Source organism: Paraburkholderia sp. BL9I2N2 (assembly GCF_004339745.1).
Classification (GTDB): Bacteria; Pseudomonadota; Gammaproteobacteria; order Burkholderiales; family Burkholderiaceae; genus Paraburkholderia.
In genome coordinates this window covers 1,921,543-1,938,644 of record NZ_SMGP01000001.1, presented here as the reverse complement: position 1 = coordinate 1,938,644, position 17,102 = coordinate 1,921,543, and the positions used below count along the sequence as shown (strand labels likewise).

Sequence of the window (17,102 nt, the reverse complement as noted above, 5' to 3'; positions counted from 1 at the left end):
GCGGGCGCTACTCCGAACATAAAAGGAATCGCGAAATGAAACTGCGTCAAAAGGCAGTGCTTGCCTGGTCATTCGCCGCTTGCACGGCAACGCTCACCGCATGTGGCGGCGGCAGCGACAATTCCACGCCACCGGCCCCGGCCACCGGTCCTTTCAAAGCCACCATGCTGGTTTCCGATGGCAGCGTAAGCGCACCGAACACGGACGCCAATCTCAAGAACGGCTGGGGTATCGCCTTCAACCCGACCGGCGTCATGTGGGTGTCCGACAACAATACGAAAAAGTCGACGCTTTATGACGGCAATGGCGTGGTGCAGTCGCTCGTCGTGACGATCCCGCCCGCGGCGAGTGGACAGGCTGCCGGGCCGACGGGCATCGTGTTCAATACCAGCACCGACTTCGGCATTAGCGCAAACGGCCTCACGAGCAACGCGGTCTTCCTCTGGGCCACCGACGCCGGCACGATCGCCGGCTGGTCACCGAAAGTACTGCCGACGCAAGCCGTCAACGCGCACGACGACGGCACCGGCGGCGCGGTTTACAAGGGCCTTGCCATCGGCGCGAATGCCGGTCAGAACCTGCTCTACGCGGCGGACTTTCATAACGGCAAAGTCGATGTGTTCGACAAGTCGTTCAACAAGATCCAACTCGACGGGCAATTCAAGGATCCCAACTTGCCTGCCGGCTTGTCCCCTTTCGGCATTCGTGTAGTCGGTACGACCGTCTATGTGACGTTTGCGAAGCTCGGTCCCGATGGACACACACAGGTGAACGGCCCGGGCAACGGCGCGGTCGACGCGTTCGATACAGCGGGGCACCTCACGAAGCGCATTGCCGTGGGCGGATCGCTGAATTCGCCTTGGGGTCTTGCGGTGGCGCCGGCGAATTTCGGTGCGCTTAGCAATGATCTGCTGGTCGGAAATTTCGGCGACGGCACGCTCGACGCGTTCGATCCCAATTCCGGGGCGTTCATCGGTGCAGTGACACAAGCTGACGGATCGACTTTCAAACAACCGGGTATCTGGGGCATCTCGTTCGGCAACAACGCTGCCAATCAACCGCTCAATACCCTGTTCTTCGCCGCCGGCCCGACACCGACGACCGGCGTCTACGGTCGGCTCGACGTCGCCCAGTAACGAGCCGGCGGACGCGGCGCGAGCGGCGCCTACCCAGGACGCTCTCAGGATCCGCATGCGCCGCGGACGCCGACTCTGACCACGCAAGCCAAACCCGGTGCCACCCATGTCCGGTGAACAGCCCCTCCACTACGAACGACGCGAGAGTCCGCGCGTCGGCCGCGCGATCGGGCTGAAGCAAATTCTGGTGCGGGTGGTAATCGAGTGCGCCGGCGTTTTTTCCCCCCTCATAGTCCAGCGCCTGTTGCCGTTGCCCGGTCAGTTGCACGGCAAGAACGTCCGTCTGTGCGTCTTCGCATAACACCCCATAAGCCTTTTTATTCCGCCGCGAGATAGCGAAACACGCGTTTCGCCGCGAATGGATTTCATTACGCGGCCCTGCACCGAAACGTACCCTGCTCTATACTCGTCAGCTTTTTGGATCGGCGCGTTCGCTTTCACGCTGCATCATGTCCCGACCCCAGCCATCAGCGCTTCTGCTTCGCTACGCCTTCATCGTGATCGTCATTGCGGCTGTCGCGGGAGCGTTCGCATGGGTCGCCGGCTGGATTCGCTGGCCGGGCAGCGAGCCCGCATTGACGCCCGCCCGGATGATCGACGCCTTCGAGAACAGCATGGGCAGGCATCCCGGCTTTCGCCGCAATCATGCCAAGGGCGTGTGCGTGCGCGGCTATTTCGACAGCAACGGAAACGGCGCCGCGCTTTCGCGCGCGAGCGTGTTCGAGCGCGGCCGCACCCCTGTGATCGGCCGCCTCTCCGCACCGGGCGGCAATCCCGCCCAGGACGACGCCGACGCATCCGTGCGCAGCTTTGCATTGCTGTTCTCGATGCGCAACGCAGAGCAATGGCGCACCGCAATGAACTCCGTGCCGATCTTCCAGGTCGCCACGCCACAGGCGTTGTACGAACAACTGGTGGCGCTGCGCCCGGATGCGCGGACCGGCCGGCCGGATCCCGCGAAACTGAACGCGTTTCTTGCGCAGCACCCCGAAACAATGGCCTTTCACCAGTGGGTCGACACCCATCCGCCTTCCACGGCTTTCTATAACGCGAGCTACTTCAGCATCGACGCGTTCCGATTCGTCGATGCCGATGGCAACACACGTTTCGTCCGCTGGAGTGTGGTTCCCGACACGCCCTATGCGCCGTCGAACGAACGCACGAACCCGGCGCGCGATCCCGACTTTCTGGCACACGATCTCTATCTGCGCTTGCAGGCCGGCCCCGTCTCCTGGCACCTCATGCTCACGCCGGCAGGCCCGGGGGATCCGGTCGACGACGCGACGCGCGCATGGCCGCCCGAGCGCGAATTGCATCGGGTGGACGCCGGCACGATCGTGATCGAGCGCGCCGAAAGCCAGATCGACGGCGCCTGCCGGGACATCAATTTCGATCCGTTGATCCTGCCCTATGGCATCGCGCCCTCGGACGATCCGCTACTCGCCGCGCGCTCGGCGGTCTACGCGGTTTCGTTCAACCGGCGCACGCGCGAAGAGGCGGGAATTGGCACGCACCGCCGCTAGAAAGGGCGGCATCGAGATCTCCTCGATGGAATAAAGACGGCTTTCACACGTTGTGCGGTCTCAAGTTAAACTACACCGTTCGAACTTCGTAGCGAAAAAAAACGGTGGCGAACGACAGTGCAATTTTTAGTGCGAGGTCGACGGGTTCGCAATGCTGTCGAACCCGTCTCGGGGAACATGGGAGATTTTCGTTCAATGAACGGTGTAGATTTACCTGGCATGCTTCCCGAAATGCTGCCGCGCCTGTGGGCGTTCGCGCTTCGCCTGTCGGGGGACCAGCATGACGCCGAGGATCTCGTGCAACGCGCCTGCCTGCGCGGGCTCGAACGCGCCCATCAGCTTCAGCCCGACACGGCTCCTTTGAGCTGGATGTTCTCGATTGTCCATTCGACCTGGATCAACGAGCTGCGCGCCCGCAGCGTGCGAAGACGGTCCAGTTTCGACTGGGATGACGACTTCCTCGAAAATCTTCCCGACCCCGTCGACCGGGGTCCCGAAACGCAATTGATGCACGGGCAGATCATCGACGCAGTCGAACGCTTGCCGGAGGCGCAGCGCGTCGTGATGCTGCTCGTCGCCGTGGAAGGCCTGAGCTATCAGCAGGCCGCCGACGTGCTCGAGGTGCCCATCGGCACGGTCATGAGCCGCCTGTCGCGCGCCCGCCAGGCGGTCGGCGCGCTGCTTGGCGGCGAGACGCCGAAAGCCCGGCCCGCGAAGACACAAAAGGATTCAATCGCATGATGGCTGACGACGCTCAACTGCTCGCTTACGTGGATGGCGGCCTGTCGCCCGAGGATCGCAGCGCGGTCGAAGCGCGACTGCGCGAGTCCGCCGAAGCAAGGCAAAAGGTCGCACTGTTGCGCGCTTCGCGGCTCGATTTCGCGGACGCCTTCGCGCAACAGAGCCTCCCGCCAGTGCCCGATTCATTGAAGCTCAAGATCGACGAGATGGTCCGCGCGCAGCGCGCCCGGGAATCGAACGACCCGGTCCTGCCCGCCAGCGAAAAAGCACCCTCCGAACCCGTGCGCTCGCGCCTGCGCGGCATGCCGGTCTGGCTTGCGGCGGCCTGCGTCGCCGGCGCTTTCGCCTGCGGCCTGTTCGTGCGGGTCGGCCCGCTTGCGGGCGGCGGCATGCAGATGGCCGCCAACGCCGACGTATCGCCGTGGGTGGCGGCGGCGGTCGGGTATCAGAAGCTGTACACGCGCGACACCCTCGCGTACACGGAGGAAGATCCGGCGGCCGCGGCGAAGATCGTCAGGGACATCCGCAGCGACGACAAGCTCGCCCTGCGCGTGCCGGACCTGACGAGCGCCGGGCTGACGTTCAAGTCGGTGCAACGGCTGCGCTTTAACAACAAGCCGCTCGTGCAGATCGTCTATCTGCCGCAAAATGGCCCGCCGATTGCGCTGTGCGTGATGAAAGACTCGAAGCCGGACCAGCCGGTCGCGACGAAGACGGTCGATGCCATGGACGTCGCAACGTGGCGGCAAGCGGAGTTGAGCTATGCACTCATCGGGCAGTCGGGCAACGTCGATCTCGCCGCGCTCGGCAAGCGCATCTCCAATCTCGACATGGCGCCGCTTTTCAGCGATGCCTCGCCGATCGCGCGTCCCGTGTCCGGATAACGGCATGCCCGAGCGCGTCACGCGACAGTGACGCATCGGGCCGTGGCGTGGCGATGCGCGGTAAGCCTTTACCGCGCATCGCCACGCGTTAGACGGCATCCTCAAGCGCCGCCAATACACAGCCGCGCACCCCGCCGCTGAACGGCGAAGGCGCTCGCGTCGGCCCGAAAAAATCTTCAAGGCCCGACGGAATAATGTCGAGCCACGGGTGTTATGTCATTAGCCCTTATGGCGTCATGCAGGTTTGGGAGGGGTGTCCCATTCCCGCCAGGAGCGAAGACAGGCCTTATGAATCTGGACGACATCGAATTGATGGGCTACGTGGACGGCACACTGCCTGCCCGCGAGTGCGTAGCCGTGGAGCGCGCGCTGAGTGGCTCTCCCGAGGCCACGCGACGCGTCGCGTGGCTCATGAGGTCGCGCCTGCCGTACGCGCAAGCGTTCGCGCAGCAGACTCTGCCGCCGGTGCCCGAAAGCCTCAGCGTGCGGATCGGCGACATGGCGCGCGCGGCGAAAAAGCCTGCGCAGGATTTCGCGTGGAGCGAGCCGCCGAGCCCGACCGGCGCGGCCGCGCCGGTCGGGCGCGATGCGAGTGCCAACGACGCCGTCATGCCGCATCCTGACGGCGCTGCGGCGTCAGCGCCGATCCGCTCGCGCTTGCGTATCGCGCCCGCGTGGCTTGCCGTCGCATTCGTCGCGGGGGCGTTCGCCTGCGGCTTCGTGCTGCGCCTCGGCAGCGGCGTGGGGCCCGCGTCGACGGCAGGCGCATCGTTGGCGTCGGTGGGAACGGGGGTGTCGCCCTGGGTCGCGGCCGCCGCCAGCTATCAGCAGCTCTATTCTCGCGACACGCTCGCCAACATCGAAGCCGATCCCGCGCTGGTGGAAAAAACCACCGCGCAGATTCACGACGACGATGGCCTCGCCGTTCGCATTCCGGATCTGAGCGCCTACGGCCTCACCTTCAAGCGCGTGCAGCGCCTGCGCTTCAACAACAAGCCGCTGGTTCAGATCGTCTATCTGCCCGAACGGGGTGCGCCTGTCGCGTTGTGCGTGATGAAGGAGGCCAAGCCCGACGCGCGCACGGCAACGCAGCAGGTTGCGTCGATGACGGTCGTCACCTGGCGTCAGTCCGAACTCGGTTACGCATTGATCGGCCAGCGCGAAGGCATCGATATGAATGCGCTGAGCAATAGCATTTCCAGCCACCGCGCCGCGCCGCTGTTCGGTTCGCTGCCCGCGCCCATTCCGATTGCCGCCCTCGACACGCCGCTTCTTCCCGCCACGGAATAATTTCGCCGCTTCGCTGTTGTGTTGAAGAGACCGGCGTTGTCTGTCCGGCATCGTCAACTTGCGAGCAAAGCACATGGTTTATCGACTGCGGGCATGGACCCTGGGTATCGTCTTGCTGGCCGCGCTGTCCTCGCCGGCACGCGCGGCCTGGACGCTTGTCAGCGCGGATTCTCCCGTCACCGTGGTGCGCGCGGCCAACGTGTTCGCGTTCGGCGTGGGCGAGTCCTTGCGTGCCGACGATCTGATTCTGTCGCCGCGACAAGGCGTCGTGCAGATTCAGGACGACAACGGCACACTCGTCGCACTCGGTGCGCAGTCGCGCCTGATGCTGCAATCAGATGAACGCATCGACATGCTGGGCGGCTGGATGAAGATCGCCCCTGCCTGCAAGGCTGCGCCGTGTTCGCAGCGGATCGTGGAGACGGAGCGCGGTGCCATTCGCCTGAGCACGAATGCGAGCGCGGCGGCCATCGTCGCCACGCCCGGCGACGCAGGCGAGATCGCCGTGTTCAGCGAAAGCGGCGTGCAAACGCTCGCCCTCAAACCGCCACTGACGATCGACGCCGGGAGCTTCGCCGAGATTTCCGGGAACGCGCCCGCCCACGTTTTGCCGCGTCCATCGAGCGCGTTCCTTGCAGCCATGCCGGTCGCGTTTCGCGACGCGTTGCAGCCGCTCGCCATCAACGCCACGCCTGCCAGCGACGCCGCCCCCAAGCCGTTGCGCCCGGCGACCTACGACGACCTCGCGCCGTGGCTCACGAGCACGCTGCCCGCGCGCAAACGCTTCGCCGCGCGCTTTCATACGCGGCTCGCCGACAGCGCGTTCCGCGCATCGATCGAGAGTCATCTGAACGCGCTGCCCGACTGGCGCGGGTTCCTCTACCCGCCCGCGCACGCCGCTCGCAGCAAAGTCCGCTATCCATGAAACGTCGCGCCAAAACCGCTTACAGCACGCCATGAAACTCAAGCTTTCGCTCAGCGTCAAATTCAACCTCGTGTTCCTGCTCATCTTTTCGATCGGGCTCGTCGCCGCCGGCATCGTGGCGGATCGCCTTCTGCAAAAGCAGGCGCTCGAAGAAACCGTCCACGACGCCAACGTACTCATCAGCGCGGCGGGGTCGATGCAGAGCTATACGGCCGCGCACATCACGCCGCTCCTCGCCACGCAGATCAAATATCGCTTCGTGCCGGAATCCATCCCCGCCTTCTCGGCGATCGAAATGCTCAATCTGCTGCAGAAGGATTTCCCGAACTTTTCGTACAGGTCGACGATGGTCAATCCGACCAATCCGCGCGACCGGCCCACCGATTGGGAAGCCGATGTGATCAGCCATCTGCATGACCGGCCCGAACTCAAGGAGCTTACCGGCCAGCGCGATTCGCCCGGCGGCCGCACCCTCTTTCTCGCGCGCCCGAGCCGCATCACCGATTCCGCCTGCATGCAATGCCACAGCACCCCAAGCGCGGCGCCCGCCACCATGCTGGACAAGTACGGTTCCGCGAACGGCTTCAACTGGCCGATGAACGAAGTGATCGGCGCGGAATTCGTGTCGGTGCCAATGGCGCAGCCGATCGAACGCGGCCGCGCGATCTGGCGCGCGTTCATGCTCTCGCTCGGCGGCGTGTTCGCAGTCGTCCTGATCGTGATGAACGTGATGATGCATCTGTTGATCACGCGGCCGATCCAGTCGCTCTCGCGCGCCGCCGATGAAATGAGCCTCGGCAAACTCGGCGCGACGCCCTTGCCGACGAGCGGATCGGACGAGATCGCCTCGCTTGCCGTATCGTTCGGACGCATGCAGACGAGTCTCGTCGAGGCGTTCAGGATCCTCGACGAAGAAGAGGCCTAAGCCATGCCCTCCCCGGCCGACTTCCCCGCCCGGCTTGGCCGCTACGTCATCGAACGGATACTCGGACGCGGTGCGATGGGTGTGGTGTATCTGGCCTTCGATCCGCATATCGAGCGCGAGGTGGCGCTGAAAACCATCCGGCGGGAGCTGACGCCGGGTGAAACGCCGGACGACTCCACGCACGATCTCACCGCCCGTTTTCTGAACGAAGCGCGGGCGGCGGGCCGTCTCGTTCATCCGAACATCGTGGCGGTGTACGACTACGGCGAAGCCGACGACACCGCCTTCATCACGATGGAATACGTGCGCGGCGAGAGCCTCGCGGCGCGTCTCGCGCAGCACGTGCGCGCCGGTTCGCGCATGGGGGCGCCGCGTGCGTTGCGATGGTTCGTGCAACTGCTCGATGCACTCGACTACGCGCACGGCGCGGGCATCGTTCATCGCGACATCAAGCCGGCCAATCTGCTCATCGCGCAACGCGGCGAATGCAAGATCGCGGACTTCGGTATCGCGCATCTCGACACCTCGTACCTGACGCAATCCGGCACGATGCTCGGCACGCCGAGCTATATGTCGCCGGAGCAATTCACCGGGGAACCCATCGACGCGCGCGCCGACCTGTTTTCCGCCGCCGTCGTGCTGTACGAAATGCTGACCTGCGTGTGCCCGTTCACAGGAACGCCGAGCGTGGTCATGCAAAAGGTCCTCAACGACACGCCGCCTGCTCCGAGCACCATCGCGCCGGAATTGCCCGGCTATATCGACGCCATGCTGATGAAAGCATTGTCGAAGCGTCCGCAAGACCGTTTCGCTTCCGCGCGCGAATGGCGCGACACGCTGCTTGCCGAACTCGCCACCTATAACGAGAACGCCGAGGACCCAGAGCGTACCGTGCTCGCCTACGCGAGTCCCGCCGCCACGCTCGATATGGCGCCCGCGTCAGAGACGTCGAAGGCGTCGAAGGCAGCGAGGAATTGGCCGCCCGAATTGATCGCGCAACTGGAGGAGCGGCTCGCCAGTCACGTGGGCCCGGTGGCGACCTTGCTGCTGCGGCGCGCGTCGGCGAGCGCCGCGGACGTCGACGCGCTACGCGAGCGGCTCGTCACGTACCTGCCCGACGGCGCCGCGCGCCGCGAGTTCGATTCGCTTTTGTCGCAACTGGAGGCCGGCTCATCGCGCGCGCTACCGGCGCAAAAGATCAGCGTCGAGCAGGTGAGCGACGCCGCGCGTCATCTCACGACCTATCTGGGCCCGATCGCGCGCGTCATCGCGCGCCGTGCGGCGGCGAGCGCGCCCGATCTGCAAACGTTCCATGCGCGTCTGCTCGACGCCGTGCCGCAACAGAAAGACCGCGACGCGCTACGTCGCGAGTGGGATACGGAACGCGATTAATCGGCATCGAGCAGGCGCAGGAACAAAGCGGCATCGAACGGCCCGTCATGATGCACGACCTCACCCACATCCGACCACCAGACGCTGTCTGCCGCGCGCGACGCGGTGCCGGATAACTGCGCCCGCAATCCGGTCAATGACGCCTCCAACTCGGTCAGCGAAAAGGCCGGCTTGAGGGTGGAGAGCGCGAGTGCCGCGGCATCGGTATGCCACGATGAAGCCGACACGCATGCGTCGCCGTCGACCGGCCGCGCGATCACGAACGGGAAGTAGCGTCCCACCGCATCGATGCCCGGCATCAGCACGCCGGTGTGCGCTTCCTCGGCGATCACGCCGCGCCGCACCGCGAAGCACCACACGGGCATGGCGAGATACCGGCACAGCCAGTTGTCGGCATAGCGCGCGCGCGCGGCCACGAGGCCGCGCTGCAGCCATGCATCCCATTGCGCGACGAATCCGGCCGACAAGCCCCGCCTGACAAAATCGCCGTGCGTGCGGACTTTGCCGTAGAAGCCCGCGTCCATCCGATCGTCAGGTTTCATAGCGAGGCGGGGCAACGAAAGCGGTCGAGCACGCCCGCGCGAAACGGATTATCCGCGCTGTTCGCGACGAGTGCGAGCGACACGCGGCCTCCATCGAAGGACACGTTGAAGTGATCGGCCTGACCGGACTGCTGGACGCGCGCGGCATCGAAGAGATGAAACAGCGCCCACGGTCCGTCCGCGTGCGGCGGCGTGCCTTGCGCCGGGTCGAGTTCGACGTGCGCCTGCGCCGTGCCTTTTCCGCTCGGCCACTGGAACGCGGCGGTGGCGTTCGGCGCGTCGCTGGTCGCGATGAGTTGCTGTCCGTCGATATCGAGCACGAAGCGCTTGAGCGACGGATCGAGCGACGCGACCTTCACCGTGAAACGCACCGAGACATCCCGGCCGCCGTCGCGGAACAATGCGTCGCGCAGCATGGCCGCGTTCTGGAATTGAACCGGCACATCGTCCGGAATGCCAAGCGATTTTGCTTCCGGCCGCCATTTCCACACGGCGCCCGAGGTATCCACGCGATTCTGCAAATTCTTCTGGAAGAAGTCGTCGATGAGACCGCCCGGCGCCAGGATGCGCGCGAAGTCGTCCGGCGCGGCGTCGCGCGTCGATGTCTTCACGAGCGGATAGCGCCCGTCGAGCGCCTGCCTGCAAGCGGGAGCCACGCTCGCCGCCCACAGCGCACTCAGTTGCGCGCGCTGGCTCTGCAGCTGCACGGTGTCGGCATTGCCGGCCACGCCTTGCAGCACTGCCGCGAGCGGCGCGGGCGCGTTCTGTGAAAGCAGCTTCAGGCGATCGAGCGGGCCGGTCGCGGGCAGCGGCAACGACTGCTTGCGCGCGGTGTCGTCGGCCTGCAGCGTGGCGGCGGCATCCTTGAACGCGCCGATGGATTCATCGAGTGCAGGACCGGCCAGGTCGTGCAGCGGCTGAAAATGCGTATCGACGAGCGTGGGCGCCGGCGCTTCCCCTGCTCCCGCTCCCGTCACCAACGCCTTGCCGAGGTTCTGCTTGAGCGCGTCCAGCTTGCCCGGCGGCGCGGGGGCCGGGGTGAACGTCGTCTCGCGCGCGGCGGCCTGAATCAGGCCGCGCAACGGCGAGGCGGGCGACCCCAGCAGATTCGCGATGCGCGCGCCCTGATCCGGCGCGGCAAACGGCACGACGCCCACATCGGCGAGCAGGCCGTCCCATTGGCGAATCGTCGCCTCGCAGTAGAGCCGCGTCAGCGCGGCGCGCAGCGCATCCGTGCCGGCGGGATCGGGACGCGCCTCCCCGCGGCCGAGCACCCAGTCGTCCTTCGACAAGTCGGCGAGCGCGGCTTCACGCAGACGCACGAACGCATCGAAGCCTGCGCGCGTGTACGCTCCATCGATGCCTTGCGTGAGCGGCGCTCCGCTCTTCCTCACGAACACCAACAGACCGCTCGGTCCGGCCGCTTTCGCGATCGTGAAGTCCGGCAGGCGAAGCTGCGCCAGTTGTTGCTCGATGCGTCCATCCAGACGCTGCGCGAGCGGCACGCGATTCAGCGTGGCCCGCGCCTGCGCGATCAGGTTCTGGTCGAGCGGCAGGTTCGCATCGAATTGCCCACGGCGGAACAAGGCTTCCAGATGCCCGTCGATGCTGGCGCGTTGCGCATCCGTCGCGTTCTGGAGCGCGCCGCGCTGCCAGGCGTGCATCGCCCAGACGCGCAGCGCGGCCGGATCGAAGTGCGTCGGATCGCCGAGCATCAAATACGCTCGCAGCGCTTCGTATTGCGTGGCGGCGTTGTCGGCGTCGCCGCGGCGCAGTTGCTCCTCCATGCGCTGCACGACGATCGGCAGCAACGTCTGGCGCAACAGGCGCTGATACACGCGCTGCGCTTCCAGCCCGAGCTTCTGCCGCTGGTCGAGGCCGAGTTTCTCCCACCACGCGTCATGGCCCGCCGCGCGCTCGGCCTCGCCGCCGGGCAGATTGCGCGCGGCGTCGAGCAGCGGCAATACCGCCAGCGGGTCGTCGCCGGCCGTCGTCTGCTGCGCGCGCTGGGTCAGCGCGGCAATCTGCTGGCGGCTTTCGTCGACGAAGCGGCGGTTCGCCCGGTCGGCCGCGAAAAGGCCGATCAGCCCCGCCGCCAGCAACACGCCGATCACACCGATCGCGACCCGCTGAAAACGCGCACGGCGGCGCTCCACGCGCGGATTGCTGCCGGCAATGCCCGCTTCCTCGAAGATCACATCGCGAAGCAGGCGCTTGACGAAGTAAGCGCGCCCGCTCGATGAATCCGTCAGCAACACCTCGCGCTGAAGTCCGAGCGACGCCGCCATTGAACTCATCATCCGGTCGAGCGGCCTGCCGGTCTGCGTCCCGCTCGTGAAGTAGACGCCGCGAAGCATCGCGGCGCGGGCGAAGCGCGACTCGCCGAACGCGTCGTCGAGGAAGCGCTGCAACGCGCCTTCGATGCCCGCGAACTGCTGCGGAAAGGCATAGATCAGCGCGCGCCGCCGAACGTCGGTCTCCTGCTGCATGCGCTGCAGCACGCGATCCTGCAACTGCCGGTGCAGCAAGCGGAATTCATCGGGAAAACGCTGCAGCGGAGAGTCAGCGTTTGCCGCGTCGTCGCGCTCCGCGAGCGGGAACGTCACGCCCCAGACCTGCTCGCGCTCGTCGCGGCCCAAGTCGTCGAAGAATTCGGCGAAGCCGGCGAGCAGATCGCTTTTCGTGACGACGACATAGACCGGCAATTGCACGCCCAGTTGCCGGTTCAATTCGGCGAGGCGTTCGCGCACGGACGCCGCATGCTTCGCGCGCGCCGCGTCGGTCTGCTGCAACAGATCGGTGGCCGACACGACGGCCATCACACCGTTCAGCGGACGGCGCGGCCGGTACTTGCGCAGCAAGGCGAGAAAACCGAGCCATGCGCCGCGATCGGCCTCCTCGTGACTGTCCTGGGTCGTGAAGCGGCCCGCGGTGTCGAGCAGCACGGCGTCGTCGGCGAACCACCAGTCGCAGTGGCGCGTGCCGCCCACGCCGCCGATCGCCTGCGCGCCGAGCCGGTCCGCGAGCGGAAAGCGCAGCCCCGAGTGCACGAGCGCGGTCGTCTTGCCCGCGCCCGGCGCGCCGACGAACATGTACCAGGGCAAGTCGTAGAGCGTGCGGCGGCGCAGGTTCAGCCATGCAAGAACGCCGCGCATTTTGCCCTGGCCTGGGCCTTTGCCTTCCGACGGGCCCTGCACATGCCGCAGCGTTTTGATGGCCTCTTCGAAACGCGTGCGCAAGACCGCGAGGTCGGCGGCCGCGGCCTTGCGCGCCGGACTCGGTTCGCGATTCGCCGGATCGAGCGCATCGGCGACGATCCCGCGCACGAAATTCGAACTCGCGATGCGCGTCTTCACGAAGCGGACTCCCCACCAGAGCGCCCAGCACGCGAAGATGAACGCGATGGCCAGCCAGCGGCGCGACTCGCTTTCGAGCGGCGCGTGGCCGTCGAATGCGAACAATGGGCCTTCGAACCACACGAGCGCCGACAGCGCCAGCACGCCGGCAAACGATACGGCTGCCGGTCTCCTCAATCCGTTCAACCACTTCATGGCGCCGCTCCTGGCGAAAGAATGTCGATGGTTACGCGCCGGTTCCGCGCGCGTCCGGCCGGGGTGTCGTTCGATGCGACCGGCTCGGTATCGCCGCGGCCTTCGGCGGTGACGCGCGAAGGCGTGTCGAGCTTCGCGGCGATGATGGCCCGCACCGTGTCCGCACGCGCCTGCGACAGCGCGACGTTGGAGGGGAACTGCGCCGACACGATGCGCTGGTTGTCCGTGTGCCCGATCACGACGATGTTGCCGGGCTTGTCCCGCAAGGCCAGCGCGATGCGCAGCATCAACGGCGCGAAGTGCGCGTCGAGCTCCGCGCTGCCCGAGGCGAACAGCTGCGTGCCTTCGGCGGCGTTGTTGATCGTCACGGTGGTCCGGTCGGCGGAGTCGCCGACCGAGACGAGGCCTTGCGCGATCTCCGGCGCGAGGAATCCGGCGAGCGCCGCCGAGAGCCTCGGCGCGGCGCTCGTCTTCGCCGCCAGCACCGGCGCCGGCGCGACGCGGATCGCGCGCATGGAGGCGAACACCGGGTCGGAGAAGTCATTGATGCGAATGGCGAGCACGAGGCTCGTCGCCATCAGAACCAGCCCGGCGAGCGCCAGCGCGACCCACAGCGGCACGAACTGCAGCAGCCGCTTGCGCTCGCGCGCCGCGGGCTGCCAGTGCGGCGAGAGCGCCCGTTCGATCGTGCCGCGCTGCGTGCGAATCATCTGCTCGAGCCGTTCGCGGATCACGTCGAGCTGCGTCTTGCCGCCTTCGATCAGCCGGTAGCGTCCGTCGAAGCCGAGCGCGAGCATTACGTAAATCAATTCGAGCATGTCGATGTCGACCGCCGGGGTCTGCACGAGGCGCTGCAAAATCACGAAGAGCCGTTCGCCGCCCGACGCTTCGTTATGAAACGTCACGAGCAGGCTGCGCCGGCCCCACACGCCCGCGCCCCACGGCGTCGCCGCGATCGCCTCGTCGATGAACGTGCACAGGCAATAGCGCGCGGGGCCGAGTTGCGCATCCGGCACGCCGAAGGAACGGCCGTCGGCTTCGAAGCGGCGCATCATCTGGATCAGTTGCGTGCGCAAGGCGTCGAGGTCCGGATGACTCGCGAGCCTCCGCAGCGGCAGCGCCAGTTCAAGGAGCGGATTGGCCGCCCGCAAGAGCGGATTGCGCCCGGCGAGCGAGGCATCGAGCGGTGCGAGCGCGTCCGGCTTTCCCTGAGGTTTCGCCTCTGGCCTGGCGGACTCGCGCCCGCGGCCCGGCGTCGGCATTCTGATGGTGCGCGCGGCGTCGAGAAACTCCGCGTCGTCAAGCGTCGGATCGGTGTTGTCGGTCATGGAAGAGTCCTTGTTTCGGCGCCTTCGATTGGCGTGGCGTCATGGGCGTGGCGTCGTCGGCATGGTCAGCGGCGGATGGCCCAACATTCCATTGCGAGTCCGGGGAATTCCCCCGCCACGTGCAGCGCCATGCCGGCCGATGAGCCGAGCGAAGCCCACGCATCGCTCTTGTCGTCGAGCTCGAAATAGGTGTAGCCCGCGTGGAACGGCAACTGACGCGGCGCTACAGGCAGCGCGCGCAAGCCAATGCCGGGCAACTGCAGATTGACGAGATCGCGGATCTTCTCGATGCTGCCGATCTTCACCTGGCTGCCGAACGCCGAGAGCAGCGTCTCGGTGGGCACTTGCGCGCGCACGGCGAGCACGAACGTCGCGCTCGTGAAGAGCGACCGATCCGCGACCTGCGCCACCCGCAAACCGTATTTGCGCTCCTCGAGCGGGATCGACACGACCTGCGGGTCCGCCACGCGGCTCAACGCAAGCCGCAACGCGTCGATCACCGGCGCGAAGGTCTCCTTCAGGCGCTCGTGACGATACGCCGGAAACAGCGGCGGCCGCCGCTCGCGCTGGCTGAAGGTCGCGAGCTCGCCAGCGAGCGCCACGCACGCCTGATACAGCGTTTCGGGATGCAAGCCGGTCATCGCGCCGAAATGCGCGACGAGCGGTTGCGCGCGGTTGACGATCTGCAGCAGCAGAAAATCCGAAATCTCCGCCATGCCCGCACCGTCGGGCTGCGCAAGCCTGCCCGCGAGCGCTTCGCCGCGTTGCTGCAAGAGCCCGCTCAGTTCCGCCGCGAAGCGCCCGAGCCCGTCCGCGACGCGATAGTCGAGGCACGGCGGGCAATAGTCGCCGTCGAGCAGAATGCGCGAGTCGCTCAGGCGTTCGGTCACCCGCGCGACGCCCGCATATGCGTGCGCGTGCGCCACGTCGGGTTCGAGCGCGAGACGCAGGCGCAGCTTGCCGATCTGCAACAGCGTGGCGAGCGCGTCCGGGTCGTTGCTGTCGTGAACCTCGAAATCGCCGGCGCCGTAGCGGGCCAGATTCTCCGCGCTGTCGGCGCCGCCGGACTCCGGCGCGCCCGGCCGGCGCACCGGCAACGCCAGCACGACCAGCTGGTTCGAGGTGCCTTCCGGAATATCGAGCGGCACCGGCAAATCGCCGTCGGCAGGCAGGTTGAACGGCGTGCCATCGGGCAACACGCCGGCAGCCGAGCGCAGCGCGAGCTTGCCGAGCTTCAGGAGCGCCTCGTCGAGCTCCAGCTTCGTGAAGCCCCAGCCATACGCGCGCAGACCGCCCGCGCGGCCTTCGAGTTGCGTCTCGATGTGGCGGTCGTGCTGCTGCAGATGCTGCGGCTGAAGGAACATGCCTTCCGACCAGATAACCTTGTTGTTCCAGTACATGGCGTCAGTTTTTTGAGGATTTCAGTGCGTCGAGCTGCGCCTGATAGGCACGGCCGAACGGTTCGCCGAAGCTGCGCTGGAGGTCGTCGCCCGCGTCGCGCGCCACGTGCTCCCAGGTCTCGACGAAGCGTTGCCACAGCCGCGCGCGGCGGTTGCCGATGAGCGCGTCGAAACCGCTCGGCGCGTCGAGCGAACGTTCGATGGCGCTCGGATCGATGCGCTCCATCGCGTGAGCGAGCGCGGCGCGCATGCCCGCGACCATCGCGAGTTCGTGCGCCTGGATATCGCGGAACGCCGCACGCATGGCTTCCTGCGGCGGCAGATAGCCGCTGCCGCGCGCGCCGAGCATTTGCGCGAGGGCCCGGTCCGCATCGGGGAAGAACTTGAGCGGGTTGTTGTCGCGCTCTTCGATCATCGTCATCGCCATGCGTGTCTCGCGCTTGGTCATGGCGCGCGAGCGCAAGGCCGTCATGGCGCCTTGCGTCGCTTCGCGCAGCATCGTGCCCGCGAGGCGCGCAAGCTCCGCGGCCTCGACGTGGCTCACGGCGGCGGGCTCGATGCCGAGTCCTTCGATCAGCGCGTCGAGCAACGAGGCGTGATCGGCGTGCGGGTCGGCGTGCGGGGTGACATGCGGCTCGCTGCGCTCGCGCGCCTCATGAACCGGCAAACGCGTTGGCATCGACGTGAATTCGGGATTCGGCAGAGGCAGGCCGGGCATATCGTCCTCCCGCGCCAGCGAAGGCGGCTCCGGCACCGCGGGCATCACCGAGAAAGCCTGTTCCGGCGACACATGCTCGAAGCTGCGCGACAACGGCACTGGCTTCGCCACCGCACGTGCGCCGATATCGCGCAGCGGATCGCGGGGACTGAGCGCGTCGATCAGCGCCTGATCGGCGTCGCCGCGGAAGTGTCCGGGCTCGCGCAGAAGCGGCGTCGCGGCCAGCGGGTCGGGCAGGAACAGCGCGTGCGCGCCATCGGCCGGTGCCGCATCGTGCGGCCCGTTCCAGTCGTCGGGGATCAGGGGTGCGGGCGGCGGCGCTTCGAACTCCGGCGTACCCGGCATGCCCTGCGCACTCGCGGTAGGCCGCGCGTCGGGCCACGACTGCGTCATGATGGTCTGGTCGACCACGAAGCCGCCGGCTGCGTCGCCGCCTGCTTCGCCGGTTGCCGAGACGACGAGCGTGTACGCGCCGATCCTCAGGCAATCGCCCTCCTCCAGCGGCGCCTCGTGCGTGCCGTCCAGCGCGCGATCGTTGAGCAGCGTCGGATTGCTGCCCGCATCGATGAGCACATACGCGTTCTCACGCCGCTCGATGCGCGCCTGGATGCGTGAGATGCCGCGTTGCCCGTCGCTCAGCACCATCGTGCAATCCGGCGCGCGGCCGATCGTGGCGCCCTCGCCTTCGATCTCGATCGCGCGTGGCGACGCGCCTTCGCCGCTTTGCACCGTCAATGTCATTCTCAT

14 protein-coding genes are annotated in these 17,102 nt (G+C 66.7%); 9 read left to right on the top strand and 5 right to left on the bottom strand.

Going from position 1 to position 17,102, the window contains the following annotated elements:
• Window positions 1-35: 35 nt before the first annotated feature.
• The 9 genes from B0G74_RS09035 to B0G74_RS08995 all read left to right on the top strand — a co-directional run bounded on the left by B0G74_RS09035 (window position 36) and on the right by B0G74_RS08995 (window position 8,816).
• Window positions 36-1,136, top strand: a complete 1,101-nt coding sequence (locus tag B0G74_RS09035; protein ID WP_132374482.1) for a TIGR03118 family protein — start codon at window positions 36-38, stop codon at window positions 1,134-1,136.
• 106 nt (window positions 1,137-1,242) lie between these two features.
• Window positions 1,243-1,437: a hypothetical protein gene (locus B0G74_RS09030; protein WP_132374481.1), complete on the top strand. Its 195-nt coding sequence runs from the start codon at window positions 1,243-1,245 to the stop codon at window positions 1,435-1,437.
• Window positions 1,438-1,585: 148 nt separating this feature from the next.
• Window positions 1,586-2,659 (top strand): catalase family peroxidase, encoded by a 1,074-nt coding sequence (locus tag B0G74_RS09025; protein ID WP_132374480.1) that lies wholly within the window; start codon window positions 1,586-1,588, stop codon window positions 2,657-2,659.
• 195 nt (window positions 2,660-2,854) lie between these two features.
• Window positions 2,855-3,400 carry an RNA polymerase sigma factor gene (locus B0G74_RS09020; protein ID WP_132374479.1) on the top strand — a complete coding sequence of 182 codons (546 nt, stop codon included), beginning with the start codon at window positions 2,855-2,857 and terminating at the stop codon, window positions 3,398-3,400.
• A complete protein-coding gene (locus B0G74_RS09015) occupies window positions 3,397-4,284 on the top strand; it encodes an anti-sigma factor (protein WP_132374478.1) in 888 nt (295 codons plus the stop codon). Before B0G74_RS09020 ends, B0G74_RS09015 begins: the two co-directional genes overlap by 4 nt.
• A gap of 288 nt (window positions 4,285-4,572) precedes the next feature.
• Entirely contained in the window at window positions 4,573-5,574 is a 1,002-nt protein-coding gene (locus B0G74_RS09010) for an anti-sigma factor (protein ID WP_207915632.1), read from the top strand.
• Window positions 5,575-5,647: 73 nt separating this feature from the next.
• Window positions 5,648-6,499 carry a hypothetical protein gene (locus B0G74_RS09005; protein WP_132374477.1) on the top strand — a complete coding sequence of 284 codons (852 nt, stop codon included), beginning with the start codon at window positions 5,648-5,650 and terminating at the stop codon, window positions 6,497-6,499.
• 31 nt (window positions 6,500-6,530) lie between these two features.
• The gene (locus B0G74_RS09000; RefSeq protein ID WP_132374476.1) at window positions 6,531-7,424 is read left to right on the top strand and encodes a DUF3365 domain-containing protein; all 894 of its coding nucleotides are present in this window, start codon (window positions 6,531-6,533) and stop codon (window positions 7,422-7,424) included.
• 3 nt (window positions 7,425-7,427) lie between these two features.
• A complete protein-coding gene (locus B0G74_RS08995; RefSeq protein ID WP_132374475.1) occupies window positions 7,428-8,816 on the top strand; it encodes a serine/threonine-protein kinase in 1,389 nt (462 codons plus the stop codon).
• Here the strand turns inward: B0G74_RS08995 and tagF are convergent.
• The 5 genes from tagF to tagH form a co-directional block, all read right to left on the bottom strand.
• Window positions 8,813-9,358, bottom strand: a complete 546-nt coding sequence (gene tagF / locus B0G74_RS08990; RefSeq protein WP_132374474.1) for a type VI secretion system-associated protein TagF — start codon at window positions 9,356-9,358, stop codon at window positions 8,813-8,815. The two genes, B0G74_RS08995 and tagF, sit on opposite strands and share 4 nt — an antisense overlap.
• Window positions 9,355-12,909 carry a type VI secretion system membrane subunit TssM gene (gene tssM, locus B0G74_RS08985; protein ID WP_132374473.1) on the bottom strand — a complete coding sequence of 1,185 codons (3,555 nt, stop codon included), beginning with the start codon at window positions 12,907-12,909 and terminating at the stop codon, window positions 9,355-9,357. The genes tagF and tssM overlap by 4 nt, the downstream gene beginning before the upstream one ends.
• Complete coding sequence (tssL, locus tag B0G74_RS08980) at window positions 12,906-14,237, bottom strand: type VI secretion system protein TssL, long form (protein WP_132374472.1); 1,332 nt, start codon at window positions 14,235-14,237, stop codon at window positions 12,906-12,908. Before tssL ends, tssM begins: the two co-directional genes overlap by 4 nt.
• A gap of 65 nt (window positions 14,238-14,302) precedes the next feature.
• Window positions 14,303-15,637 (bottom strand): type VI secretion system baseplate subunit TssK, encoded by a 1,335-nt coding sequence (tssK, locus tag B0G74_RS08975; protein WP_132374471.1) that lies wholly within the window; start codon window positions 15,635-15,637, stop codon window positions 14,303-14,305.
• Between the two features lie 4 nt (window positions 15,638-15,641).
• On the bottom strand, window positions 15,642-17,102 hold the full coding sequence (gene tagH, locus B0G74_RS08970) for a type VI secretion system-associated FHA domain protein TagH (RefSeq protein ID WP_132374470.1): 1,461 nt from the start codon (window positions 17,100-17,102) through the stop codon (window positions 15,642-15,644).